At 67.6% G+C, this 25,786-nt stretch carries 19 protein-coding genes; 8 read left to right on the forward strand and 11 right to left on the reverse strand.

The window, feature by feature from the left end; all coding sequences use genetic code 11:
• Positions 1-253 precede the first annotated feature (253 nt).
• The 4 genes from AC4HIX_RS02100 to AC4HIX_RS02115 all read right to left on the reverse strand — a co-directional run bounded on the left by AC4HIX_RS02100 (position 254) and on the right by AC4HIX_RS02115 (position 7,315).
• Entirely contained in the window at positions 254-1,585 is a 1,332-nt protein-coding gene (locus AC4HIX_RS02100; RefSeq protein ID WP_490397699.1) for a S41 family peptidase, read from the reverse strand.
• A 7-nt stretch (positions 1,586-1,592) separates the two neighbouring features.
• On the reverse strand, positions 1,593-2,726 hold the full coding sequence (locus AC4HIX_RS02105; protein WP_490397700.1) for a murein hydrolase activator EnvC family protein: 1,134 nt from the start codon (positions 2,724-2,726) through the stop codon (positions 1,593-1,595).
• Complete coding sequence (gene gpmI, locus AC4HIX_RS02110; protein WP_490397701.1) at positions 2,723-4,240, reverse strand: 2,3-bisphosphoglycerate-independent phosphoglycerate mutase; 1,518 nt, start codon at positions 4,238-4,240, stop codon at positions 2,723-2,725. The genes AC4HIX_RS02105 and gpmI overlap by 4 nt, the downstream gene beginning before the upstream one ends.
• Positions 4,241-4,387: 147 nt before the next feature.
• Positions 4,388-7,315 carry an error-prone DNA polymerase gene (locus AC4HIX_RS02115; RefSeq protein ID WP_490397874.1) on the reverse strand — a complete coding sequence of 976 codons (2,928 nt, stop codon included), beginning with the start codon at positions 7,313-7,315 and terminating at the stop codon, positions 4,388-4,390.
• A gap of 231 nt (positions 7,316-7,546) precedes the next feature.
• Here AC4HIX_RS02115 and AC4HIX_RS02120 point away from each other — a divergent pair, with 231 nt between their 5' ends.
• Entirely contained in the window at positions 7,547-8,011 is a 465-nt protein-coding gene (locus AC4HIX_RS02120) for a DUF1203 domain-containing protein (RefSeq protein ID WP_490397702.1), read from the forward strand.
• Between the two features lie 152 nt (positions 8,012-8,163).
• Here the strand turns inward: AC4HIX_RS02120 and AC4HIX_RS02125 are convergent, their stop codons facing one another.
• A complete protein-coding gene (locus AC4HIX_RS02125) occupies positions 8,164-9,096 on the reverse strand; it encodes an ABC transporter ATP-binding protein (RefSeq protein ID WP_490397703.1) in 933 nt (310 codons plus the stop codon).
• Positions 9,097-9,167: 71 nt separating this feature from the next.
• On the opposite strand from AC4HIX_RS02125, the gene AC4HIX_RS02130 reads away from it, so the two are divergent.
• Positions 9,168-9,350, forward strand: a complete 183-nt coding sequence (locus tag AC4HIX_RS02130) for a zinc-finger domain-containing protein (protein ID WP_027245389.1) — start codon at positions 9,168-9,170, stop codon at positions 9,348-9,350.
• A 130-nt stretch (positions 9,351-9,480) separates the two neighbouring features.
• On the forward strand, positions 9,481-9,966 hold the full coding sequence (locus tag AC4HIX_RS02135) for a flavodoxin family protein (protein WP_490397704.1): 486 nt from the start codon (positions 9,481-9,483) through the stop codon (positions 9,964-9,966).
• Positions 9,967-9,996: 30 nt separating this feature from the next.
• Here the strand turns inward: AC4HIX_RS02135 and AC4HIX_RS02140 are convergent, their stop codons facing one another.
• A complete protein-coding gene (locus tag AC4HIX_RS02140) occupies positions 9,997-10,704 on the reverse strand; it encodes an SDR family NAD(P)-dependent oxidoreductase (RefSeq protein WP_490397705.1) in 708 nt (235 codons plus the stop codon).
• 208 nt (positions 10,705-10,912) lie between these two features.
• On the opposite strand from AC4HIX_RS02140, the gene polA reads away from it, so the two are divergent.
• Positions 10,913-13,723 (forward strand): DNA polymerase I, encoded by a 2,811-nt coding sequence (gene polA, locus AC4HIX_RS02145; protein WP_490397706.1) that lies wholly within the window; start codon positions 10,913-10,915, stop codon positions 13,721-13,723.
• 326 nt (positions 13,724-14,049) lie between these two features.
• Here the strand turns inward: polA and AC4HIX_RS02150 are convergent, their stop codons facing one another.
• The 3 genes from AC4HIX_RS02150 to AC4HIX_RS02160 form a co-directional block, all read right to left on the reverse strand.
• A complete protein-coding gene (locus tag AC4HIX_RS02150) occupies positions 14,050-14,286 on the reverse strand; it encodes a DUF2798 domain-containing protein (RefSeq protein ID WP_490397707.1) in 237 nt (78 codons plus the stop codon).
• 89 nt (positions 14,287-14,375) lie between these two features.
• The gene (locus tag AC4HIX_RS02155) at positions 14,376-15,128 is read right to left on the reverse strand and encodes a hydroxypyruvate isomerase family protein (RefSeq protein ID WP_490397708.1); all 753 of its coding nucleotides are present in this window, start codon (positions 15,126-15,128) and stop codon (positions 14,376-14,378) included.
• A 231-nt stretch (positions 15,129-15,359) separates the two neighbouring features.
• Complete coding sequence (locus AC4HIX_RS02160; RefSeq protein ID WP_475048074.1) at positions 15,360-15,944, reverse strand: DUF1285 domain-containing protein; 585 nt, start codon at positions 15,942-15,944, stop codon at positions 15,360-15,362.
• Between the two features lie 64 nt (positions 15,945-16,008).
• On the opposite strand from AC4HIX_RS02160, the gene AC4HIX_RS02165 reads away from it, so the two are divergent.
• The 4 genes from AC4HIX_RS02165 to AC4HIX_RS02180 are packed head-to-tail and all read left to right on the forward strand — an operon-like array spanning position 16,009 to position 22,741.
• Positions 16,009-17,016, forward strand: a complete 1,008-nt coding sequence (locus tag AC4HIX_RS02165; RefSeq protein ID WP_475048077.1) for an AAA family ATPase — start codon at positions 16,009-16,011, stop codon at positions 17,014-17,016.
• Positions 17,013-17,906 (forward strand): DUF58 domain-containing protein, encoded by an 894-nt coding sequence (locus AC4HIX_RS02170; protein WP_490397709.1) that lies wholly within the window; start codon positions 17,013-17,015, stop codon positions 17,904-17,906. Before AC4HIX_RS02165 ends, AC4HIX_RS02170 begins: the two co-directional genes overlap by 4 nt.
• Positions 17,903-20,686, forward strand: a complete 2,784-nt coding sequence (locus AC4HIX_RS02175; RefSeq protein WP_490397710.1) for a DUF4159 domain-containing protein — start codon at positions 17,903-17,905, stop codon at positions 20,684-20,686. Before AC4HIX_RS02170 ends, AC4HIX_RS02175 begins: the two co-directional genes overlap by 4 nt.
• Before the next feature lie 12 nt (positions 20,687-20,698).
• Complete coding sequence (locus AC4HIX_RS02180; protein WP_490397711.1) at positions 20,699-22,741, forward strand: hypothetical protein; 2,043 nt, start codon at positions 20,699-20,701, stop codon at positions 22,739-22,741.
• Positions 22,742-22,903: 162 nt separating this feature from the next.
• Here the strand turns inward: AC4HIX_RS02180 and AC4HIX_RS02185 are convergent, their stop codons facing one another.
• Together AC4HIX_RS02185 and pbpC are read right to left on the reverse strand one after the other, a co-directional pair.
• Positions 22,904-23,764, reverse strand: coding sequence for a 2-keto-4-pentenoate hydratase (locus AC4HIX_RS02185; protein ID WP_490397712.1), 861 nt, complete (start codon positions 23,762-23,764; stop codon positions 22,904-22,906).
• A gap of 25 nt (positions 23,765-23,789) precedes the next feature.
• Complete coding sequence (pbpC, locus tag AC4HIX_RS02190; RefSeq protein ID WP_490397713.1) at positions 23,790-25,784, reverse strand: penicillin-binding protein 1C; 1,995 nt, start codon at positions 25,782-25,784, stop codon at positions 23,790-23,792.
• Positions 25,785-25,786 lie beyond the last annotated feature (2 nt).

The raw sequence follows: 25,786 nt of genomic DNA on the forward strand, positions 1-25,786 counted from the left end.
CGCAGGCATCTGTGCGGCTGCCTGCGCAACACCCGGAGACCGGCCCTGATAAAAAGGGGGTCGCTCAGGAAATCCTGTCCGAGCAGGCCCCGCGGGGTCTGTCCAACTCCACCCGGCGGCGCCGCCCCCTTAATCGGGACACAGCGCGAAACGGCACGAAACAACAGACCCCGCCCGCCAAGGCGGCAACAGCAGATATGAAAAAAGGCCGCCCAACCGGACGGCCCCTTTGTGCTGCGTGTTTGCGGCGGGCTCAGTTCGGGCCCAGCGCCACCAGCCCCTTCAGGATGTCGATGGCATAGGCCAGCTGGTAATCCTCCTCGCGCAGTTCAGCGGCTTTCTCGGCCTTCTCGCGCTCTTCCTCGATCTGGCGGATTTCATCCTCGCTCAAGGAGTCGTTGTTCAGGCTGCCGCGCAGGTCGGCTTCCGAACGGGAGCGGCGGGCGGGGCTGTCCTCCTCCTCGGCCGCGGCGGTGCGGCGGGGCTGTTCCACCACGATATCAGGCGACACGCCCAGCGCCTGGATTGAGCGGCCCGACGGCGTGTAATAGCGCGCGGTGGTCAGGCGCATGGCGCCATCGCCCTTGAGCGGCATCACCGTCTGGACCGACCCCTTGCCAAAGGACTTGGTGCCCACGACAATCGCCCGGCGGTGATCCTGCAGCGCGCCGGCCACGATTTCCGAGGCCGAGGCGGAGCCGCCGTTGATCAGCACCACAATCGGCTTGCCGTCGGCCAGATCGCCCGGGGTGGCGTTAAAGCGTTCGCCGTCTTCCGGGTTGCGGCCGCGGGTAGAGACGATCTCACCGGACTCCAGGAAGCTGTCGGCCACCTTGATCGCCTGGGTCAAGAGGCCCCCCGGGTTGTTGCGCAGGTCCAGCACGATGCCGTTGACGCTCTCCATGCCGCCGGCTTCCTCGATCTGTTTCTTGAGGTTTTCCTCGAGGTTCGGCGTGGTCTGGTCGTTAAAGGTGGTGATCCGCATCACCACGGTGTCGCCCTCGGTGCGGGCCCGCACCGCGGTCAGCTTGATGGTGTCGCGGATGATCGACACATCGAACGGTTCCGCCTCGCCCTCGCGCACCACGGTGATCACGATCTCCGATCCGACCGGCCCGCGCATCAGGTTGACCGCCTCATCCAGCGACAGGCCCAGCACGCTTTCGCCGTCCACATGGGTGATGAAATCGCCGGCTTCCATGCCGGCCTCATCCGCCGGGGTGCCGTCGATGGGCGACACGACTTTTACAAAGCCCTCTTCCTGGGTGACTTCGATGCCCAGGCCGCCGAACTCGCCGCGCGTCTGCACCCGCATCCGGCTGGCATCATCGGGCGACAAATAGCTGGAATGCGGATCCAGCGAGGTCAGCATTCCGCCGATGGCCGCTTCGATCAGCTCCTTCTCGTCGACCTCCTCGACATATTGCGCGCGGATGCGCTCGAAGATGTCGCCGAACAGGTCCAGCTGCTCATAGACATTGGCCTCGCGCGTGCCTTCCTGCGCCAGCAAGGGGCCTGCAACATAGGTCGTGGCGACAATCCCTGCCAGCGTGCCGCCAACGGCGGCCATCGCAAATTTTTTCATCAAGCCTTCATCCACCTTTTCCAGTGCGGAACCATGTTTCCGGGTCCACTGGGCTGTTGTCCATTCTCACTTCTATATAGAGCGTTTCTGTCCGGTCAGTTCCACCCCCTTCACCGCTTGTTGACAGAATTGCGTCCGGCCCAGGGGCTTCACCGCTCATCAGGCCGACAGGGGTGCCTTCCGGGATCACCTGCCCCGCCTCGCCATAGACTTCGGCCAGGCCGGAGAGCACAAACAGGGTTTCCGGCTGCGGCTCCAGAATCACCACGTTGCCCAGATCCAAGAGCGGCCCGCGGTAGCGGATGGTGGCGGCTGTGGGCGCGGTGACCAGCGCCCGCGGGCGGGTGGCGACCAGCAGGCCCGGGCGGGCAATGCCCGCCGCATCGCGCTCGCCATAGCCGCGCAGCACCAGCCCTTCGACCGGCAGCGCCAGGGTGCCGCGCAGATCGCTGATGTCAGCGCTGGACTCGGCAATCTCACCGCCGGCGATCTCGGCCAGCCCGTCGGCAAAGCCCGACAGCGTCTCAGTCGAGGAGATCAGGATCGCGGTGCGCACCGGATCGGCGGTGAACCGCTTGGGCAGCGTGGTGCGGTCGGCAATCGCGGTCGACAGCTGCACCCGCGCGGACTGCACGCCCGCCAGCCCCTCCTCCAGCGTCCTGGCCGCGTTCTGCTGCAACAGCCGCAGCGACTGCACCTCGTCCAGATCCGTCTTCAATGACTGCGCCTTGGCATGCAGCGCCGGGGTCACCTCGGCCAGCATCATCGCCGAGCGCGCAGCGCCCAACGGACCCGAGGGGTGAACCATCAGCACCGGCGGCGGCGATGTCTCAATCGTCTGGATGATGCCCAAAAGGCCCGAGACCTCTTCCTGCCGCGCCGCCAGCTGGGCGCTCAGCTGCGCCTCGCGCCGCGCCACCCGGCGCAAGCCGTCGCGCATCGCGGCCAGCCCGGCTTCAAACGCCTGCACGGTGCCGGTCAGCGCCTTCACCCGGTCGCGGGAACTGTCGGCCTCCTGCAACTGGACCGAAGCGGCCTCCAGCTGCGCCGCGGCCTCGCGCGCGGCGGCTGCCGGATCCGCCGCCGCCGGCAGCGGTGCGGCCAGCAGCGCCAGCAGCATCAGGCCCGCGCGCCGGATCATGACAGCAGGCTCTCCCCGGTCATTTCCGCAGGCTTCTCCAGCCCCATCAGCTCCAGGATCGTCGGCGCCAGATCGGCCAGCCGTCCATCCCGCAGCTGAGCGCCTTCCGGCCCGCCCACCAGCGCCACCGGCACCAGGTTCAGCGTATGGGCGGTGTGGGCGCCGCCGGTCTCGGGGTCGATCATCACCTCGCAGTTGCCGTGGTCGGCGGTGACGATCATCGCGCCGCCCGCCTTCTCCAGCGCTTCCACCACCTGCGCCAGGCCGCGGTCCACCGCCTCGCAGGCCAGCATCGCCGCCTTGATGTCACCGGTGTGGCCGACCATGTCGGGGTTGGCATAGTTGGTGACAATGAGGTCATAGCCCGCCTCGATCGCCTCGACGAATTTCTCCGTCACCTCCGGTGCGCTCATCTCCGGCTGCAGGTCATAGGTCGCCACATTCGGCGACTTCGGCATATAGCGGTCCTCGCCCTCTTCCGGCTCTTCCTTGCCGCCGTTCAGGAAGAAGGTCACATGCGGGTATTTCTCGGTCTCCGCCAGGCGGAACTGGCGCTTGCCCTGCTTGGCCACCCATTCGCCCAGCGTGTTGACGATGGCCGCCTTGGGATAGCAGGTGGTCATGTAATCATTGTGGCCGTCGGAATATTCAACCATGCCCAAGAGGCCCGCCAGCTGGGGGCGGTCGCCGGTGTCGAACTCGGCAAAGCCCGGCTCGCCGATGGCGCGCAGGATTTCCCGCGCCCGGTCGGCCCGGAAGTTCAGGCAGAAGAACCCGTCGCCGTCCTTCACGCCTTCATAGCCTTCCAGCACGGTGGCGCCGATGAACTCATCGGTTTCCGACTGGTTATAGGCATGGTCCACCGCGCCATGGGCTGTCTGGCCGGGGCGCCCCTTGGCGTGGATCATCGCATCATAGGCTTCGCTGACGCGGCCCCAGCGGTTGTCGCGGTCCATCGCGAAATAGCGCCCGGTCACGGTGGCAATCCGCGCGCCTTCGGGCAGTTTTTCTTCCAGTTCGCGGAAATAGCCAAACGCCGATTTCGGCGCCACGTCGCGCCCGTCGGTGATCGCATGCAGCCAGACCGGCACCCCGGCGTCCGTGATCGCTTTCACCGCCGCCAGGATGTGGCTGATATGCCCGTGCACCCCGCCGTCCGAGACCAGCCCCATCAGATGCGCGGCGCCCCCAGTGTCCTTCAGCTTGGAGATAAACGCCTGAAGCGCCTCGTTTTCAAAGAACGACCCGTCCTCGATCGCCAGATCGATCTGGCCCAGGTCCATCGCCACCACCCGTCCCGCGCCGATATTGGTGTGCCCGACCTCAGAATTGCCCATCTGCCCGGTCGGCAGCCCCACATCCGGCCCGTGGGTGATCAGCTTCGCGCTCGGCCCCTTGGCCATGATCGCATCAAACGTGGGGGTATCCGCGAGATAGGGCGCGTTGGCCTTGCCCGGCTCGCCGCTGCCCCAGCCATCGAGAATGCACAGGACAACGGGTTTGGGTGCGGTCATGGGTCAGGCTCCGGGGCAAGGAAAGGTTCGCAAGCCTTCTAACGCCTCGCCGCCCCGGGGTGAACCGCCATTCCTGCCGCAGTTGGCGTTATCAGGCGCAAGATCAGGCGCAGACCCGCCCTGCGCCTTTCATCTTTCCCCAAATACTCAAATCCCCGGCCCGCCCTGCGCGCTGCCGTCTCTGTCCTGCGGCGTCAGCAGATGCCGGATCAGCGCCACCGGATGCGCCCGCAAGCTCAGCCGCATGGCGACGTAATCCTCCACCACCTCCTCGCCCAGCCCCATCTGCGGCAGGCTGGCCTCCGGCTCATAAATCGCCTCGCCGTCCAGCTCGCGGGCAAACAGCGGCAGCGGCTTGCGGGCGGAGATCGCCTTGGCCGCCCATAAGGCTTCCCGCCGGTTCAGCCCCAGGGAGGCAAAAGCGTCCGCCTCCGCCAGCCGCTCGATCACCGGCGGGGCGATGCCTGCCTTGCGCCAGACGTCCTCGACCTCGTGATAACCGTTGCCGCGCGCCGCGGTCAGCCAGGCGGCATCCTCGTCGCGCAGGCCTTTCACCTGCCGGAACCCCAGCCGCAGCGCCAGCCCGCCGTGGCCGTCGGGCTCCATCACGTTGTCCCAATAGGAATTGTTGATGCAGACCGGGCGCACCTCCACCCCATGCGCGCGGGCGTCGCGCACGATCTGGGCGGGCGCGTAGAACCCCATCGGCTGGGCGTTCAGGAGCGCGCAGGCAAAGATCCCCGGATGGTGGCACTTGATCCAGGCCGAGGCATAGACCAGCAGCGCGAAACTCGCCGCATGGCTTTCCGGAAACCCGTAGGAGCCGAAGCCCTCGATCTGGGAGAAACAGCGTTCGGAGAACTCGGCGTCATAGCCGTTCTTCGCCATGCCGCGCAGGAACAGGCTGCGGAATTCGCTGACGTTGCCGTGTTTCTTGAAGGTCGCCAGGGATCGCCGCAAGCGGTCGGCCTGTTCCGGCGTGAAGCCCGCCCCGACGATGGCGATCTGCATCGCCTGCTCCTGGAACAGCGGCACGCCCAGCGTCTTGCCCAGTACTTCGCCCAGCGCATCCGACGGGAAATGCACCGGCTCCTCGCCGTTCCTGCGGCGGATATAGGGGTGCACCATGTCGCCCTGGATCGGGCCGGGGCGGACGATGGCGACCTCGATCACCAGGTCATAGAAACAGCGCGGCCGCATCCGGGGCAAAAAGTTCATCTGCGCCCGGCTTTCGACCTGGAAGACGCCGATACTGTCGGCGCGGCACAGCATATTGTAGACCGCCGGGTCCTCCGGCGGCAGGGTGGCGAGGCTGTAGTCCAGCTGGTGGTGCTGGCGCATCAGGTCGAACGCCTTGCGGATGCAGGTGAGCATGCCCAGCGACAGCACATCGACCTTGAGGATGCCGAGCGTGTCGATGTCATCCTTGTCCCAGCAGATGACCGTGCGGCCCTCCATGGTGGCGTTCTCAATGGGGACCAGCTCATCCAGCCTTCCTTGGGTGATGATGAAGCCGCCCACATGCTGGCTCAGATGCCGGGGGAAGCCGATGATCTGCTCCACCAGCTGCATGGTCAGCTGCAGGCGGCGGCTGTTCGGGTCGAGGCCAATCTCGCGCATCCGTTCCGCCTCCACCCCCTTGGTGCTGAAGAAGCCCCACAGCTGCGAGGACAGTGCCGAGATGGTGTCTTCCGTCAGCCCCATGGCGCGGCCCACCTCGCGGATGGCGCGTTTGCCGCGGTAGTGGATCACCGTGGCGCACAGCCCTGCGCGGTGGCGGCCGTAGCGCTCATAGATCCACTGGATCACCTCCTCGCGCCGCTCGTGCTCGAAATCGACGTCGATGTCGGGCGGCTCGTCGCGGGCTTCACTGACGAAACGCTCGAACACCATTGTGCCGAGCTCCGGGCTGACGGAGGTGACGCCCAGGCAGTAGCAGACCACCGAGTTCGCCGCCGAGCCGCGGCCCTGGCACAGGATGCCGCGGGAGCGGGCAAAGGCGACGATGTCGCGTACGGTCAGGAAATAGGGGTCGTATTTCAGCTTGGCGATCAGGGCGAGCTCATGCTCCAGCAGTTGGCGGACCTTGTCCGGCGCGCCGCCGGGATAGCGCCAGCGCAGGCCCTCTTCGGCCAGCCGCCTGAGCCTTTGCGGCGGGGTTTCCTGTTCGCTGCCTTCATCCGGGTAGTCATAGCGCAGCTCATCCAGCGAGAAGGTCAGCTGGTCCGCCAGCCGGGCGGCATTGTCGACGGCTTCCTCGTGGCCCCGGAACAGGCGGCGCATCTCGGCCCCGGACCGCAAGCGCTGCTCGCCGTTGGCCATGGCGGCGCGGCCCAGGGCTTCGACCTTGCAGCGCAGGCGGATGGCGCTCAGCACGTCGCCCAGGCGGCGGCGGCTGCCGTGGTGCATCCGCGGCGCGGCGCTGGCCAAGGGGGGCAGGTTCAGCTGTTTTGCCAGCTCCGCCAGCTGCGCAAAGCGCGCCCGGTCGCCACCGTCATAGGCCGGCGCCATCAGCAGGTGCATGCGGGGGCCAAAGCGGCGCGTCAGCGCGCCCATATGCGGCCCCCATCCGCCCGCGCCGCAGGGCAAATGTCCCGCCTGCGGCAGCAAGAGCAGGTGGAGCCCGTCTGCAAACTCCAAAAGGTCGGAGAGCTGGAGCGTGCAGCTGCCTTTCTCTGCCCTCAGCCGGCCGGTGGAGATCAGCCGCGTCAGGCTGCCCCAGCCGGTGCGGTTCACAGGCAGGGCGATCACCTCCGGCGCGTCGGTGAAGACCAGCCGCGCCGCCGGGATCAGCCGCACGGTTTCATAGACCGGGAAAGAGGCGGGCTGCGGAATTTCTGCGGGGCGCGGCGGGCCGATGGGGGTGTTGCGGCGGTCCCAGGCCTGCCGCTCGCGCACCCGGCGGGCGATGTCGCGGCACTCCGCATGGGCACGCACGATGCCCGCCACGGAGTTTTCGTCGGCAATGGCCACCCCCGCGATCCCCAGCTCCAGCGCACGGGCCGCGTACTCCTCCGGGTGGGAGGCCCCGGTGAGGAAGGTGAAGTTGGAGAGGCAGGCGAATTCGGCAAACATGAGTCGCATGATATTCCCGTTTTGTTCTCATGTGGAGTCGAACCCGGCGGACCTGCCGCGACGCGCCCCCGCGCCGCGCGCCAGCGCGGCGCCCGGCCCAACCGCCGCAGGGCATTTTCAATGCCCGCCCGGCGGGCGGGAGCGCCCCCGGCGGTCTGCCGGATGCGCAGGATCCGGGTCGATTTCGGCGGGGCGGTTCAGGCAGGGTGTTGTCAGCAAAGGAGAAACCCCATGACCAGAATCACCGCCCTGCCCACAGATATTGTCCGCGCGCTGCAGGATGGCGGGCCGGACGCCCATGGCCAGATGCCGGAGCGTACGGTGTCGGACGGCGGCGCCAACCCCTGCCGCCATTGCCTGCAATACATTCCCGCGGGCAAGGAAATGCTGATCCTGGCCCATCGCCCCTTTCCTGAGGCGCAGCCCTATGCCGAGACCGGGCCGGTCTTTCTGTGTGCGGATCACTGCAAGCGGCATGAGGGCGAGCAGGTGCCGGAGGTTCTGGAGGGCTCCCCTGATTACCTGATCAAGGGCTACAGCGCGGATCACCGGATCGTTTATGGCACCGGTATCGTGATCCCGCAGGCGGAGATGATGGCACGGGCCGGAAAGATCCTGGAGGATGAACGGGTGGAGTACATCCACATCCGGTCGTCGCGCAATAATTGCTATCAGGCGCGGATTGACCGGGGGTGAAAACGTGATGCTGGCCTCAAAAAGTTGAGGGCCGCGCCCGTCCCGGCGGGGTGGAAGCGAAGCGCCCGCATCGTGCTGGAAGCGCGCCTCCGGCATGACGGGGGGCGGGACGGGCGCGGCCCGGCCTACCGGCCGGGCGGAACAGCCGTTAATTATGCCTGTGTTTTCGTCAGCGACAGGAAGACATCCTCCAGGTCCGCCTCTTCCGTCTTCACATCGCGAATGCTGATCCCGGCGGCGCGGACCGCGGCCAGAACCTCTTCGGCACTGGTCGTGCGGCTGCGGTAGCGCAGCACCACGGCGCCGTCTTCGCGCAAGCTGGCCTCGATGCCATCGCCCTGCGGCAGCGCCGTGGCGGGCTCTGCCGGCTGCACCACCATCGCCTTGGCATCGAGCCGCCCCAAGAGGCTCGCCTTGCTGTCGCGTGCGACCACCTCGCCCTGGTTGATGATGGCGATCTCGTCGCACATCTCCTCGGCCTCCTCCAGGTAGTGGGTGGTGAGGATGATGGTCATGCCCTGCGCGTTCAGCTTTCGGATGTTCTCCCACAGCATCTGGCGCAGCTCGATGTCGACGCCCGCCGTCGGCTCGTCCAGCACCAGAACCGAAGGGCGGTGGACCAGCGCCTTGCCCAGAAGCAGACGCCGCCGCATACCGCCGCTAAGCGTGCGGGCATAGGCCTCTGCCTTGTCCTCCAGTCCCACCATGCGCAGGATCTCGTCGCTGTGCCGCTCGTGCTTGGGCACGCCGTAAAGCCCCGCCTGCACCTCCAGCGCGCCGCGCGGCGTGAAGAAGGGGTCGAGGTTCAGCTCCTGCGGCATGACGCCGATGGCGGCGCGGCTCTGACGCGGGTTTTCGTCCTGGTCAAAGCCCCAGATCGTCACCTTGCCGGAAGTCTTGCGCACCAGCCCGGCCAGGATGTTGATCATCGTCGACTTGCCCGCGCCGTTAGGCCCAAGCAGGCCGAACACCGACCCGCGCGGCACCGTCAGTTCAACGCCCTTCAGCGCGTGTTTCTCCGGCTGGCCCTTGTAGCCGCCGTAGATTTTGCGCAAAGCCTCGATACGGATTGCATCGCTTGTCATTGCCGCTCTTGCCCCCGGTTTTTGCTTGGCTCATAAATGCGCCTAGCCGAAAACCGAAAGGACTGCCAGCCATGAGCATCGAAGCGCCGGAAACCAAGATCGTGGACAGCCGCAAGGTGGCCTGTGACGGCAGCGAGGGCGCGTTGGGGCATCCGCGGGTTTATCTGCTGATCCCCGAGGACGAGAATTTTGTGGAATGCCCGTATTGCGACTGCAAATACGTCTACCGGGACGCGGCCAAGGCGGCGGAGTGATCCGGGCGGCGTGAGGCCGATCGGGTGGAGGCCCGGTCCCGGAAAATTCGAATTTTCCGGCCAAATTTCTTTGAAGAAATTTGCCAGCGCCCGGTAATCTGCCGCTGGATGAAACAGGCGGGCGGCAGCGATGGCACAGCTCTTGATCGTGTACCACTCACGCACCGGCGGCAGCCGCCGGATGGCGGAGGCCGCGTTTGAGGCGGCGCGCGGCGAGATAGAGACCGTCCTGAAACAAGCCGAAGACGCCGGGCCGGAGGATCTGCTGGCGGCGGACGGCTATATCTTCTGCGCGCCGGAGAACCTGGCGGCGCTGTCCGGAATGATGAAAGAGTTTTTCGACCGCTGCTATTACCCGGTATTGGGCCGGATCGAAGGCCGGCCTTATGCGCAGATGGTCTGTGCCGGATCGGACGGCGAGAATGCCGCCCGCCAGACCGCGCGGATTGCCACCGGCTGGCGGCTGAAGGAAGTTCAGCCGCCGCTGATCCTCTGCACCCATGCGCAGACGCCGGAGGCGATCCTGGCGGAGAAGGTGATCCCCGAAGACGAGCTGGAAACCTGCCGCGAGCTGGGGCTGGCGATGGGCGCGGGCCTCAGCATGGGAGTATTCTAGGCCCCTGCCCTGCGGCGGGCAGAGCCGGGATCAGAGCTCGACCCGCACCTCGTGCATCCACAGTTTCGGCGGGCGCGACAGCATGAAGACCACCACATCGGCCAGGTCCTCCGGCTCGGTGAAGATGTGGTTGGGGACGTCTTCACCCGCCTTGGCGAACATGCCGGTGTTGGTGCCGCTCTGATAAAGGCCCGCGACGCGCACGCCGGTTTCTGCCTCGTCGACCTTCAGCACATCGGTAAAGCCGCGCACGCCGTATTTGGTGGCGGTATAGACCGACTGGCCCGCCTGGGCGACGACGCCGGACTTGGAGGCGACGTTTAGAATCGCGGCCTCGCCGCGGTCGCGCAGCGCGGGCAGCAGGCGGCGGGTCAGCTGCATCAGGCCGGTCAGGTTGGTCTGCACCGTAGCTATCAGCATCTCCTCCGAAATGCTGTCCAGCGGGCCGGCCTTGTGCCAGATACCGGCATTGTTGATCAGGATATCCACGCTGCCGAAGTCCTGGAGGATGGCCGCCGCCGCACCCGAAATCGCCGCCGGATCGGTCATGTCCGCACCATAGCTGCGCGCCTCGGGGGCGCCGAGGCTGCGGGCCTCCTCTGCCACCTGTGCCAGACGGTCCTGGTTGCGGCCCAGAATTGCCAGCTTGCAGCCCTCGGCGGCCAGTTTCAGGCAGATATGCTTGCCGATGCCATCGCTGCCGCCCGTGACAATGACCGTTTTTCCGTTGAGCTGCATGGGGTTCCGTCCTGATGTGTGGTGAAGGAAGGCCAGAGGTCTATCACAGCAGGGCGGCTGCCGGAACCCGCCGCCCTTCTGACGCGGCGACGGACCGCCGCTGCCGGTTCCTGCCGCCGGCGGCAAACGGCAATTGCCCTTCCCTGCCGGATCACCGATAACCGGGAAACAGAACACGAACGGATTTCCAACAGGAGCGCGACGGGCCATGAGCGGGACAACATTCGGCAAGGGCTGCCATCTGCATCTGATCGACGGCTCGGCCTTCATCTTCCGCGCCTATCACGCGCTGCCGCCCTTGACGCGGAAATCCGACGGGCTGCCGATCGGTGCGGTGGCCGGTTTCTGCAACATGCTGTTCAAGCAGGTGGAGGACAACAAGGGCCCGGATGCGCCGACCCATGTGGCGGTGATCTTTGACCATTCCGGCACGTCGTTCCGCAATGAGATGTACGATCTCTACAAGGCCAACCGCCCGCCCGCGCCCGAGGACCTGGTGCCGCAGTTCCCGCTGACCCGCGAGGCGACCAAGGCCTTCAACATCGCCTGCAAGGAGGTCGAAGGGTTTGAGGCCGATGACATCATCGCCACGCTGGCGCATCAGGCGCGCGATGCGGGCGGGCGGGTCACCATCATCTCGTCGGACAAGGACCTGATGCAGCTGGTCGGCGGTGGCGTCGAGATGCTGGATGCGATGAAGAACAAGCGCATCGACAGCGACGGCGTGGTGGAGAAATTCGGCGTCGGCCCGGACCGGGTGGTCGATGTGCAGGCGCTGGCCGGCGATAGCGTTGACAACGTGCCGGGCGCGCCGGGGATCGGGATCAAGACCGCCGCTCTGCTGATCAACGAATTCGGCTCTTTGGAAGAGCTGCTGGACCGGGCGGAAGAGATCAAGCAGCCCAAGCGCCGTCAGACGCTGATTGAAAAGCGCGATCAGATCGAGCTTTCGAAGAAGCTGGTGCAGCTCGACTGCAACATGGAGCTGGACTTCACCCTGGATGATCTGGAGGTGATGGAGCCGGACGCGGACACCCTGCTGAGCTTCCTGACCGAAATGGAGTTCCGCACCCTGTCCAAGCGCATGGCCGACCGGCTGGGGGTTGAGGCGCCGGCAATCCCGGACGCGCCCGCCGCGGCGCCGGTTTCCGCGGCAGCAGAAGCGCCGGAAGCAGTGCCTTTTGACAAGGAAAAATACGAATGCGTCCGCGATGCGGCGGCGTTGCAGGTCTGGATCGACCGCATCCGCGAGCGCGGCTGGGTGGCGGTGGACACCGAGACCACCGGCCTCGATGAAATGGTGGTGGATCTGGTCGGCATCTCGCTGTGTGTGGAGGCAGGCGAGGCCTGTTACATCCCGCTGGCGCACAAGGCGGGAGGCGATGATCTGTTCGGCGGTGAAGGGCTGTCCGAAGGGCAGATGCCGCTGGAGGAAGCGGTGGCAATGCTGAAGCCGGTTCTGGAAGATCCGGCGATCATGAAGATCGGCCAGAACATGAAATACGACGCCAAGATCTTCCACCGCTACGGGGTGGATGTGGCGCCGATCGACGACACCATGCTGATGTCTTATGCGCTGCACGCGGGCCTGCACGGGCACGGGATGGATACGCTGTCGGAACGCTACCTCGACCACACGCCGATCCCGATCAAGCCGCTGCTGGGGTCCGGCAAATCGGCGATCACTTTTGACAAGGTGGCGATTGACGACGCGGTGCCGTATGCCGCCGAGGACGCCGATATCACGTTGCGCCTGTGGCAGCTGTTCAAGCCGCAGCTGCATCAGGAGCGGGTGACCACGGTCTATGAAACGCTGGAACGGCCGCTGGTGCCGGTGCTGGCGGATATGGAGCGCAATGGCATCAAGGTGGACCGCGATACGCTGAGCCGCATGTCCAATGCCTTTGCCCAGAAGATGGCAGCGCTGGAAGCGGAGATCCATGAGCTGGCGGGTGAGAGTTTCAACGTCGGCTCCCCCAAGCAGCTGGGCGAGATCCTGTTCGACAAGATGGCCCTGCCGGGCGGCAAGAAGGGCAAGACCGGCGCCTATGCCACCGGTGCCGATATCCTGGAGGATCTGGCGACCGAGCATGACCTGCCCGCGCGGGTGCTGGACTGGCGGCAGCTCAGCAAGCTGAAATCGACCTACACCGATGCGCTGCAGGACCATATCAATGCCGACACGGGCCGGGTGCATACATCCTATGCCCAGACCGGGGCGAGCACGGGCCGTATGGCCTCCACCGATCCGAACCTGCAGAACATCCCGGTCCGCACCGAGGAAGGCCGCCGCATCCGCGAGGCGTTTGTGGCGGAGGAGGGCAACGTGCTCTTGTCGCTCGACTACAGCCAGATTGAACTGCGCATTCTGGCGCATATGGCCGGGATCGACACGCTGAAACAGGCCTTTGCCGAGGGCCAGGACATCCACGCGCTGACCGCGTCGGAGATGTTCGAGGTGCCGCTGGAGGAGATGACGCCGGAAATCCGCCGCCAGGCCAAGGCAATCAACTTTGGTGTGATCTATGGCATCTCGGGCTTTGGCCTGGCGCGCAACCTGCGCATTCCGCGCAAGGATGCCCAGGGCTTCATCGACCGCTATTTCGAGCGCTTCCCGGGTATCCGCAAGTACATGGACAGTACGGTGGAGTTCGCCAAGGAGCATGGCTACGTGCAGACCCTGTTCGGGCGCAAGATCCACACCGCGGAGATCAACGCCAAGGGGCCGAAGGCGGGCTTTGCCAAACGCGCTGCGATCAACGCGCCGATCCAGGGGACAGCCGCCGACGTGATCCGCCGCGCGATGATCCGGATGCCCGACGCCATCGCGCATCTGCCCGCGCGGATGCTGCTGCAGGTGCACGACGAACTGCTGTTCGAGGTGCCGGAGGCTGCGGTGGAAGAGACCATCGCCGCCGCCCGCGAGGTGATGGAAAACGCCGCCGATCCGGCGGTGCATCTGGACGTGAAACTGGTGGTGGACGCAGGCCGCGGCCAGAATTGGGCCGAGGCGCATTAAGTCAGGTTATTTAAGGGCGGCGGGGCTCTCCCGCCGGCTTCGGCCTGACGGCCTCCTCCCGTTGGGCCGGGCGCCGCTGACGCGGCGCGGGTCTTGCCCCGCCCTCTCCTCACCGGGTCAAGGGAGGCGCCAGCCTCCGCGCGTTCCGCGCGGCTTGCCCTTGACGCGGCCCGCCCTGAAAACAATCGGAAACGCCCCTAAAGGGCAAACCTGCCCTTAGGGGCTTCTCAGCAAAAACCTTGCGCCGCGGCAGCGGCGCCACACCCAACTGGCGCTGCTGCATCTTTGATGCAGCTTGCGGCGGGCGGGAGCTGCCCCTGCGGCTCTCAGGCCTGCAGCGGCTGTTTGACCAGTTTCGCCACCAGCCCGCGCACCATGGGCGCGGCGGTAAAGGCGACGGCGAAGGCAATCGGCCAGCTGAGAGACCAGGCCTGCATCCAGGCCCCGGTAAACCCGGCTGCGACGCCAAGCGCCTTCCAAGTTGCGACGCCGGTCACGATGAAGGACATCAGGCCCGACAGGATCAGGCTGAACAGTACAGGCGCAAAGCGGGCGGGCAGCATGGGCAGGTTCCTTGATCAGATCACCCCCGCCTTATGACGCGCGCCGCATCATATTTCAATTCACGAATATGTTTCCACCCTGCGGCGGCTCAGCGCATCCAGGTGAGGCTGTCTTCGGTCCTGCGGGTCGAGGGGGTGTATTCGGCGCTGACCCAGCCGTCGTAGCCGCTGTCGTCGATGGCGGCGAACAGCCTTTGGAAGTCCACCGGCCCGGTGCCCGGCTCGCAGCGCCCGGGCGCGGCGGCGATCTGCACGTGCACGGCGCGGCTGCCGAAGGTCTCCCACACTTTGGCCGCATCGCCGTGGATCAGCTGGGCGTGGTAGGCGTCATATTGCAGGCCCACGTTGGGCCGGTCCACCGCCTCCAGCACCTCCATCGCCAGAGTATAGTCATCCAGGAAATAGCCGGGCTGGTCGCCGCTGTTCAGCGGTTCGATGGTGAACTGCTGGTCCGGCGCCCGGTCGGCGGCCCATTGCAGGTTTTCGACAAAGGTCCGCTGCGCCGCTTCACCCTTGGCGTAGCCTGCCATCACGTGAATCTTGCCCGCCTTCAGCGCCTCCGCGTAGCGCAGCACCCGGCGGATGTCGCGCTGGAAGCGGTCCACCCCGTCGGGCACCGCCGCATAGCCGGGCATGCCGCCGGTGTAATTCGGCGGCGGCGCGTTGATCAGCAGCAGCTCCAAACCGTTGGCCAGCAGGGCGCGCTGGGTTTCCTTGGCGGCGAGTTCATAAGGATAAAGGATTTCCACCGCCTCGAACCCGGCCGCGGCGGCGGCCTGGAACCGGTCGAGATAGGGCAGCTCGGCAAACAGCATCGAGATGTTGGCTGCGAATCTGGGCATGCGGGTCCTCCTGGCTTCACGGTGGTTTATCGTGGGCGAATCCATGAGGCCAAGACACAGAAAACGACGCATTGTCGCTTTCCCGCAAGGCAGCTGTTGCAATCCTTGGTTGCGCGGCGGCGAAACCGGCAAGATTTCGCTGGAAATTCAAAGGATAGCAGGCGGGGCGGTATGCTGCCGCCGCTGCCTGGGCTGCCGGCAGGGCGGTTGCCGTACCGAACGTCCGGAAGGTCAGCCGGCGTCCAGCTCCGCGGACGGGATCAGCGGGAAGAACGCGCCGCCGGACCAGACGCCGAACCAGCCGTCGTGATGCTCGCCCAGTTCCACCAGCCGGTAGAAGCTTTTGCGGTCGATCAGCGCCTCTAGGCCCGCACGGATCATGACATAGGGCGCGGGTTCGCCGCTTGCGCTGTCACGTTCCACCCGGACCGGGTGATCCGGCCCCGCGGCGGCGGTGTCGCCGATATTGGTGGTGAAGGTGATTTGCTGATCGCGGCCCTGCCCGGCCACGTCGAAATCCACCGCCACAAAGGGCGCGTCCTCGACCGTGATGCCGACCTTTTCGACAGGCGTCACGAGGTAATACTTGCCGTCCTCCAGCTTGAGGATCGAGGCGAACAGCTTGACCAGTTCGAACCGGTTGAAGGGCGTGCCGAGGTAATGCCAGCTGCCGTCGCGGGCGATGCGGATGTCCAGGTCGCCGCAAAACGGCGGGTTCCACAGGTGGACTGGGGGCAAACCCTTGCCCTTGCCGGCCGCTTTTGCCGCCGCGGCAAGGCCTTCGGCATCGGGGGTCACGGGGTTTTGTCCGCTCATTGCTTTTGCCATTTCCTGTCAGCACGATAGAGTAACAGCATATATCCGGGAAACGAGGAATGTCATGCCTGAAACGGACGATCTGCTGGCCGGCATCGAAGCGCTGGAAGCCAAGCTGCAGGAGGCGCGCGCGTCGATCACCAAACGGTTCATCGGCCAGGAACGGGTGGTGGACCTCACGCTGTCGGTGCTGCTGTGCGGCGGCCATGGGCTGCTGATCGGTCTGCCGGGGCTGGGCAAGACCCGGCTGGTGGAGACGCTGAGCACGGTGATGGGGCTGGATGGCAACCGGATCCAGTTCACCCCGGACCTGATGCCGGCGGACATTCTGGGGTCCGAGGTGCTGGACACCGCCGCCGACGGGCACCGGTCGTTCCGGTTCGTGCCGGGGCCGGTGTTCTGCCAGCTGCTGATGGCGGATGAGATCAACCGGGCCAGCCCGCGCACCCAGTCGGCGCTGCTGCAGGCGATGCAGGAGCGGATGGTGACGGTGGCGGGCGAGGACCGCTCGCTGGGCGCGCCGTTCCATGTGCTGGCAACCCAGAACCCGATTGAGCAGGAGGGCACCTATCCGCTGCCGGAGGCGCAGCTGGACCGGTTCCTGTTGCAGATCGACGTGAATTATCCCGACCGCGCGACTGAGCGGGATATCCTGCTGGCCACCACCGGGGCGGAGGAAGCAGAGGCCTATCAGGTGTTTACCGCTGCTGAGCTGATCGAAGCGCAGACCCTGTTGCGGCGGATGCCGGTGGGCGAGTCGGTTGTGGAGATGATTCTGGACCTGGTACGCGCTTTCCGGCCTGAAGAACCCGGTGTCTCTGACCATGTGGCGCAGACCGTGGCCTGGGGGCCGGGTCCGCGGGCGGCGCAGGCCTTGATGCTGGCAGTCAGGGCGCGGGCGCTGCTGGAGGGGCGGCTGGCACCCAATGCCGAGGACGTTCTGGACATGGCCCGCCCGGTGCTGAGCCACCGGATGCAGCTGAACTTTGCCGCCCGTGCGCGCGGTGAAAGCCTGGCCGCCCTGATCGAGGAAACCGCCGCGGATCTGGCCCGGACCGGGGCCGCCGCGTGACCAGGCCCGCCGCCTCTCAGGCTGCGGTTGGACTGCGGCACCGGGCAGAGGCCGAGGCCAGCACCCTGCCGCCCTTGCTGGTGCAGGCGCGGCACTTGGCCGGGTCGGTGCTGATGGGCGAGCATGGCCGCCGCCGGGCCGGCACGGGGGATGATTTCTGGCAGTACCGCCCGGCCCAGGCCGGCGACAGCCGCCGGATGATCGACCACCGGCGCTCTGCCATGGGCGACATCCAGTATGTGCGCGAGCGGGAATGGCATATTTCGCAGACGGTGCATCTGTGGGTGGATACCGGCGCCTCAATGCGGTTCGCCTCCTCCCCCAAGCTGCCGCAGAAGATTGATCAGGCCCGGCTTCTGGGCCTCGCTGCGTCGGTGCTTATGGTGCACGGCGGCGAGCGTGTGGGCCTCACTGGCGGCAGCTTGCCGCCCCGGCGCGGCAATGTGCAAATCCTGCGGCTGGCCGAAGCGCTGTCGGATGACGAAGAGGAAGATTATGCCCCGCCCAATGGCCGCGCCCTGATCCCGCACGCGCGCGCCCTGTTCATCTCGGATTTCCTGGGGCCGTATGTACCGGTAGAGCAGGCGCTGTCCAAGGCCGCCGCGCGCGGCGTCCGGGGTGTGCTGCTGCAGGTGCTGGACCCGGCAGAAGAAGCGTTTCCGTTTTCCGGGCGCACCCTGTTCGAGAGCATCGCGGGCGGTGTTACACATGAAACACTGAAGGCCTCTGCCCTGCAGGAGCGCTATCTGGATCGGCTGGCGGAGCGGCGCGCTGCCCTGGAGCGGCTGTGCCACGAGGCAGGGTGGCGGTTCGGGCAGCATCACACTGGCACACCAGCGCAGAACGCGCTGATGTGGCTCTATCACGCAATGGAGCGGACCGCGCCATGACAATGATTGCGGGCATCGGCTTTACCGCGCCCTGGCTGCTGCTGGGCTTGCTGGCCTTGCCGGTGCTGTGGCTGCTGCTGCGCGCAGTGCCGCCAGCGCCCAGGCGCCAGCCGTTCCCGGCGGTGACGCTGCTGCTGGGATTGAAAGACGACGAGAGCCTGTCGGACCGCACGCCCTGGTGGCTCTTGCTGCTGAGGACACTGGCGGTTGCGGCGGCGATCATCGGGCTGGCGGGGCCGGTGCTGAACCCCTCGGCCGAGGAGACTGGCGGCAGCGGGCCGCTTTTGATCGTGATGGATGCGAGCTGGGGCGGTGCTGCGGAGTGGAAGCAGACCACCGCCCAGGCTGCGGTGCAGCTGGAGGAGGCAGGCCGGGCCGGACGCCCGGTGGCCGTTTTGCGCCTGAGCGCGCCGGAACCGCTGCTGTTCCGCGCCGCCAGCGATTGGCAGCGGCAGCTGGCCGGGCTGGTGCCCCTGCCCTGGCAGCCGGGACCGGAGCAGCTGGCGCAGGCGCTGGACGCGATTGACGGGGCCGAGGGCCGCTTTGACACCATCTGGTTCAGCGACGGGCTGGAGTATCCGGGACGCGAGGGGCTGGTCCAGGCGCTGAGCCGCCGCGGCGGCATCGAAGTCTTTGAACAGCCCGCGCCGGTGCTGGGGCTGATGCCCGCGAGCTATACCGGCGGCGCGATTGAACTGACGGTGCAGCGCAGCCGCAGCGGACCTGCGCAGGAGGTCACGGTTGTGGCCCAGGGCAAGGATCCGGGCGGCACCGCCCGCAGCCTGGCGGCGCTGCCGCTGCGGTTTGCCGATGGCGCCCGCAGCGCCTCCGCCGAGCTGTCGCTGCCCGCGGAGCTGCGGGCGCGGCTGTCGCGGTTCGAAATCCGCGAGGTGAGGTCGGCGGGCGCAGTGGCGCTGACCGATGAAAGCCTGCGACGCCGCGAGGTTGCGCTGGTCTCCTCCGAAAGCGCCGATGAGGGGCTGGCCCTGCTGTCGCCGCTGCACTACCTGCGCCAGGCGCTGGCGCCCTCGGCGGAGCTGCTGGAGGGTGCTCTGGCGGATCTGCTGCCGGCCAATCCGGATGTGATCGTTCTGGCCGACGTGGCGCGGCTGGCCCCGGATCAGGAAGACCAGGTCATCAAATGGGTGGAAAACGGCGGCCTGCTCTTGCGCTTTGCCGGGCCGCGGCTGGCCGCCAGCGACACTGCCCGCAGCGGCGAGGAACCCCTGATGCCGGTTCGCCTGCGCATTGGCGGGCGCAGCATCGGCGGCGCGATGAGCTGGGGCGAGCCCAAGACGCTGGCGCCCTTTGCCGAGAGCTCGCCCTTTTACGGGCTCGAGGTGCCCGAGGAGGTCGCGATCAGTTCGCAGGTGGTGGCGCAGCCCGATCCGCAGCTGGCGGAGCGGGTGATTGCCGAACTGGCGGACGGCACGCCGCTGGTCACCCGCAAGACGCTGGGACAGGGCCAGGTGGTATTGTTTCACGTGACCGCCAACGCCGAATGGAGCAGCCTGCCCCTGTCGGGGCTGTTCGTGTCGATGCTGGAGCGGCTGGCGGTGTCCTCTTCCGCCGCCACGCCAAAGGCCGAGGATCTGGAAGGCACCACCTGGACACCGGTCGAAGTGCTGGACGGCTTTGGCCGGCTGGAGGCGGCGGAAACGCTGCCCGGCGTCAAGGGGCCGGACCTGGTGGCCGCCCCCGCGGGGCCGGAGCTGCGGCCCGGGGTTTATGATGGCGGGCGGCGGATGCTGGCGCGCAACGTGCTGCGTCCAGGAGATGAGCTGCTGGCGGCGCGCTGGCCCGCCTTTGTCGAGGTCAGCGGGTATGACACGCCGCAGGAAATGCCGCTGGGCGGGGCGCTGCTGACGCTGGCGCTGGCGCTGCTGGCGCTGGACGTCTTGGGCACGCTGGCGGTCTCCGGCCTGCTGGGCGGTGCCCGCACGGCGGCGCTGGCGGCTGCTATGGGGCTGGCGGCGCTGGCCGCCCCGCAGCAGCTGCGGGCGCAGGACGTGCCTTCGCCTGAGGATTTCCGGGCAGCCGAACTGGCCTCGGAACTGGTGCTGGCACATGTACTGACCGGCGATCCTCAGGTCGACCGGGTTGCCGAGGCGGGCCTGCGGGGGCTGTCAGACACGCTGTTCTTCCGGACCTCGGTGGAGCCGGCCAACCCGGCGGCGGTGGATCTGGAGCGGGATGAGCTGGCGTTTTACCCGCTGCTGTACTGGCCCGTTACCCGCGACCAGCCGCTGCCGTCGTCGGAGGCCTATGGCAAGCTGAACGCCTACTTGCGGGCGGGCGGGATGATCCTGTTCGACACCCGCGACGCCGATCTCTCCTCCTCTGGCGCAACCAGCCCGACGGCGCGGCGGTTGCAGCAGATTGCCCTGCCCCTGGACATTCCGCCGCTGGAAGTGGTGCCGGAGGACCACGTGCTGACCCGGGCCTTCTACCTGCTGCAGGATTTCCCCGGCCGCCACAGCCGCGGTCCGGTCTGGGTCGAGGCGGCGCCGGCCGATGCGGAACAGGCCGAGGGCATCCCCTTCCGCAACCTCAACGACGGGGTGACGCCGGTGGTGATCGGCGGCAACGACTGGGCGTCGGCTTGGGCCGTGGATGAAAACGGCCGGCCCTTGCTGCCGGTGGGGCGCGGCTATGCCGGGGAGCGGCAGCGGGAGCTGGCGTTCCGCTTTGGCGTCAACCTGGTGATGCATGTGCTGACCGGCAACTACAAATCCGACCAGGTGCATGTGCCGGCGCTGCTGGACCGGCTGGGGCAATAGGGGGCGGATGCGATGACACAGACGATCCTGTTCGACCCGCTGGTGCCCTGGCCCGTGATCTGGGCCGCGGGGGCTGTGACCCTTGCGGCACTGATCCTGGGGGTGTGGAAGGGGCTGTCGGGCTGGGGCCTGCGGGCGCTGGCCGCGCTGGTGCTGCTGGCGGCGCTCAGCGGTCCGGTGCATCAGAGCGAGGACCGCGCGCCCCTGGATGACATTGTGATTGTTGCCGAGGACCAGACCGCCAGCCAGCAGCTGCGCGGCCGTCCGGAGCAGATGGCCCGCGCCCGTACCCAGCTGAAGACAGCGCTGGCGAACCGTCCCGGCACCGAAGTGCGCTGGGTCACCGTTGCGGATGGCGCGGGCGATGAGGGCACCCGGCTGATGAGCGCCATTGCCGGGGCGCTGGCGGATGAGCCGCGGGCGCGGGTTGCCGGCATCATCGCCTTGTCAGACGGCCAGGTGCATGACGCGGACCAGGTTCTGAACCTGCCGGCGCCGATGCATCTGCTGCTGACCGGGCGCGAGGACGACTGGGACCGCCGCCTGATCGTCAGGAACGCCCCAGGCTTTGCCATCATCGGCGAGCCGGTGACCCTGACGCTGCGGATCGAGGATCAGGGCGCGGTGCCGGTGCAGGGCGGTTTTGCCGATCTCGACATCTCGGTCGGCGGCGATGAAGCGCAGCGCTTTACCCTGCCTGTCGGCGTGGATTTCGAGCTGCCGATGGTGCTGCAGCACGGCGGGCGCAACGTGATCCAGTTCTCCGTCCCGGAAGAGCCGGGTGAGCTGACCGCGCGCAACAACGCCGCGCTGGTGCAGATCAACGGGGTGCGCGACCGGCTGCGGGTGCTGCTGGTCTCGGGCGAGCCGCATGCGGGCGGGCGCACCTGGCGCAATCTGCTGAAATCCGACAGCGCGGTGGACCTGGTGCATTTCACCATCCTGCGCCCGCCGGAGAAGCAGGACGGGGTGCCGGTGGAGGAGCTGTCGCTGATCGCCTTCCCGACGCGCGAGCTGTTCCTGGAAAAGATCAATGACTTCGACCTGATCATTTTTGACCGCTACAAGCGGCGCGGCATCCTGCCGGCGGTCTACCTGGACAATGTCGCCAACTATGCGATGGGCGGCGGCGCGGTGCTGGTGGCGGCGGGGCCGGATTTCGCCAGCGCCGACAGCATCTACCGCTCGCCGCTGTCGCTGATCCTGCCCGCAGAGCCATCGGCGCGGGTGCTGGAGGAAGCTTACCGCCCGGAGGTCACCGATCTGGGCAAGCAGCATCCGGTCACCTCCGGGCTCGAGGGCGCGGAGGACTGGGGCCGCTGGCTGCGCCAGATCGAGCTGCGCACGCCGGAGGGCCACGTGCTGATGAACGGCGCAGGCGAGCGGCCCCTGCTGGTGCTGAACCGGGTGGGCGAGGGCCGGGTGGCGCTCTTGGCCTCGGACCACGCCTGGCTGTGGAGCCGCGGATACGAGGGCGGCGGCCCGCAGCTGGAGCTGCTGCGCCGTCTCGCCCATTGGATGATGAAGGAGCCGGAACTGGAGGAAGAGGCGCTGTGGGCCGAGACCTCGGGCCAGCGGATGCGCATCCTGCGCCGGACGCTGGCAGGGGAGGCCGGGCCGGTGACGGTGACCAACCCGGATGGCTCCACGGTGGAGCTGGCGTTGCGCCAGACCGCGCCGGGCCAGTGGGAAACCCGCTATGAGGGGCCGGAGGCGGGGCTGTACCGGCTGGAGGAAGGCGGCAAGACCGCGGTCGCCGGGCTGGGGCCTGCCGCGCCGAAGGAGTTTGAGGAGACCCTGGCCTCCGGCGCAGTGCTGGAGCCGGTGCTGGCGCCTTTGCGCGGCGGAGTGCTGCGGCTGGAGGACGGGATGCCTGCCCTGCGCAGCGTGCGCGCCGGACGCCCGGCTGCCGGACGCGGCTGGATCGGCCTGACCCCGCGCGAGGCTTATGAAACGCTGTCGGTTTCCCAGGGGCCGCTGCTGCCCGCCTGGCTGGCGCTGGTGATGGCGGCCTTCTTCCTGGTGGCCGGCTGGCTGCGCGAGGGACGGCGGTAGGCGTTTCAGCCGGGACCGCCCGCTGGACCAGGGAGTACTCCCGCCCATCGCAGGTTTCCTGACGGACACCGCCCTGGTTGGGCCAAGCGCCGCGCCAAAGGCGCGGCGCGGGTCGCTTCGGGCGCAGCCCGAAGCGAAACACCTCATCCAGCCGCCTGCGGATTATTCCTTGAAGCTCACCGAAACCACCGGATCGCCTGGCAGGCCCTCGTAGGTCACGCTGATCCCGCCCTTGGTTTTCTGCGGCGGGAACAGCGGGCCGAAGGAGCCAACGGAGATCAGGTCGCCTGCCTTGAACGCCACGCCCTTGGAGCGCAGCCAGAGGGCGGCATTCACCGGGTTGCCCAGCACCGCGCGGCCCGGCGCCTGCACCAGCACACCGCCCGCGCCGTCGCGCATCGAGACGGTCATTGCCTCCAGCATGCGGGACATCTCAGCCGGGTCTTCCACCGGCACCGGAGCGCCCAGGACGCCGAGGCGGGTGCCCACGCCCATCGCTGTGATCGTCTCAGCCGTGAATGGCTGGCCCTTGGCCAGTGTGAGGTCGGGCAGTTCGATGAAGGGGCGGATGGCGGAGATATGGGCTAAGGCCTCCTGCGGCGTCGACGCGGTGTTGATGCCCTCATCCGCGACCACCAGCACCAGATCGGCCTCGACCATCGGGATCGCGCCCCAAGAGGCGTCGAGCGTGGCGCCATCGTCCAGCATCATGTTTTGATAAAGCAGGCCGCGCACGGGTTCGGAGGCACCGAAACGCTCCTGCGCCGGTCTGCTGGTGAGGCCCGCCTTGTAGCCGATGACCGGCCCTAAATGCGGTTCCAGCGCCGCGGCGAGTTTGGCCTGGGAGCACAGCGCGTCCTCCATGCTGGCGCCGGGCGACAGAGCCTGCGCCGGGGTCTTGGCCAAGTAGCTGTCCACAAAGGCGGCGATTTCGGCATCGGTGGCGCAGGCGGCCATAGCGGCGGGGGCGGCCAGGACCACGGACAAGGCAAGGCTGCAGGCGGCGGGGAAGGGTTTCAGCATGGCAGGGCCTCTTGGAATTGCGGGATCAGTCGATCCGAAGATTAACGCGGTCGGAGCGGCCCGAGCCATCGACAACCACCAGCGAGGAGAAGCCGGGGCCGGGGCTGGGGACAGCGAACTCGCGGCGGCGCTGGCCCGATAGCACCGGCCGGCCGTTGGCCATCACCAGGAAGGGGGCGGTGCCGCCGCGGAGTTTGAGGGTGAGGTCGGCGCCCGCAAGTTCTAGCCTTGCGCCTTCGGGCGGGAAGACCAGCTCCGGCGCGTCTGAAGCCTCCGCGAAAGCCGCATCGCGGGGGCGGAAACGCTGCAAAGGCTGCGGCAGTTCGGCAGAGCTGACGATCAGCGTCGCGGGCGGCGGCGGCGGCAGCGGGTCGAGTGCGGGTTTGAGGCGGCCGAAGGCTTCGAACAGCACCGGCGCGGCAAGGTCCCCGCCGAAGATGCCCGGCACCGGGGTGCCATCGGCGCGGCCCATCCAGACGCCGACCGCATGGCGCCCGTCCCAGCCGATCGCCCAGGCGTCGCGGTGGCCATAGGAGGTGCCGGTCTTGTAGGCGATGGTGCCTGCACGCGCGCCCGCTGGCACCGGCAGGCCGCGCAGGATGTCAGCCACCTGCCAGGCAGCCTCGGGAGAGGCGAGGCGGCCTGCGGGAGCGCGTGCTTCGCCTTGCATCACGCGCAGGCGCGGCCCCTGCCCGCCTGCCGCCAGCCCGGCATAAAGCTGCACCATGTCCTGCAGGCTGATGCCGAGGCCCCCAAGCGACAGTGCCAGGCCAGGCGCCCCGCCGGGCAGTTGAGGTCCGGCGCCGCTGGCGCGCAGGGCGGCCATCACCCGGGCCGGGCCAAGCTCTTGCGTCAGTTTCACGACGGGGATGTTCAGTGAAAGTTGCAGCGCCTCGCGCAGGCGGATGTCGCCGCGGAATTCGCCGTCGAAGTTCTGCGGCGCATAGCCTGCAAAGTTGACCGGGCCGTCGTGGATCAGGGTTTCCGGGTGGGCCAGCCCCTGGTCGAAGGCGAGGCCGTAGATCAGCGGTTTCAGGGTGGAGCCGGGGGAACGGATCGCCTGCGTCATGTCGACGTATCCGCGGCGTGCGGCGTCCGAGTAACCGGGCGAGCCGACCAGGGCCAGCACTTCGCCGGTCTGGTGGTCAGCGGCGATGAGGGCGGCGGAGAGGCGCGGGCTGCTGCGGACGGCCTCTGCCAGCAGCCTCTCCATCCGCGATTGCATTGCGCCATCGAGAGTCAGGCGCAGCTGGCGGTTGCCGGGGTGCTGGGCCGCCACCCGGTCCGCCAGATGCGGGGCGAGGCGCGGGAAGGCGGCCATTTGGTGCGGCAGCGGGGTGCGCCGGGCGGCCTCGGCTTGTTCCTCGCTAAGGAGGTTCTGACGCTGCATCCGCTCAAGCACCCGGTCGCGGGCGTTACTGGCGGCCTCGGGGAAGCGGTCGGGGCGGCGGCGCTCGGGGCTCTGCGGCAGGGCGACCAGCAGCGCAGCTTCTGCCGGCGTCAGGCGCTTCGGCTCTTTGCCGAACCAGCTGTAGGTTGCCGCGCGGATGCCCTCTGCCGCGCCGCCATAGGGGGCGTGCGTCAGGTAGAGGGTGAGGATTTCGTCCTTGCTGAGACGGCGTTCCAGCGCCAGCGCCACCCGCATCTGGCGCAGTTTGCCCGCCCAGCGGCCGGTGGTGCCGTCCTCCAAGAGGCGCGCGACCTGCATGGTGAGGGTGGAGCCGCCGGAGACCGCGCGCCCGTTCCACAGCGCCTGGCCTGCGGCGCGGATCAGGGCGATGGGGTCGACGCCGGCGTGGGAGCGGAAGCGCTTGTCTTCATAGCGCAGGAGCATGTTCAGGAAGCGCGGGTCGACGTCGGCGGGCTGCACCGCGAGGCGCCAGAGGCCATCATCCACGGGGTAGGCGCGCAGGAGTTTGCCGTTGCGGTCAAGGACTTCGGTGGAGGTCTCCGACAGGGTGAGAGGGAGGTTTGCATTCTCGATCCAAGTGTCGAAGCTGCGGTAGGCGGAGAACGTCACCG

The organism is Leisingera sp., assembly GCF_982940295.1.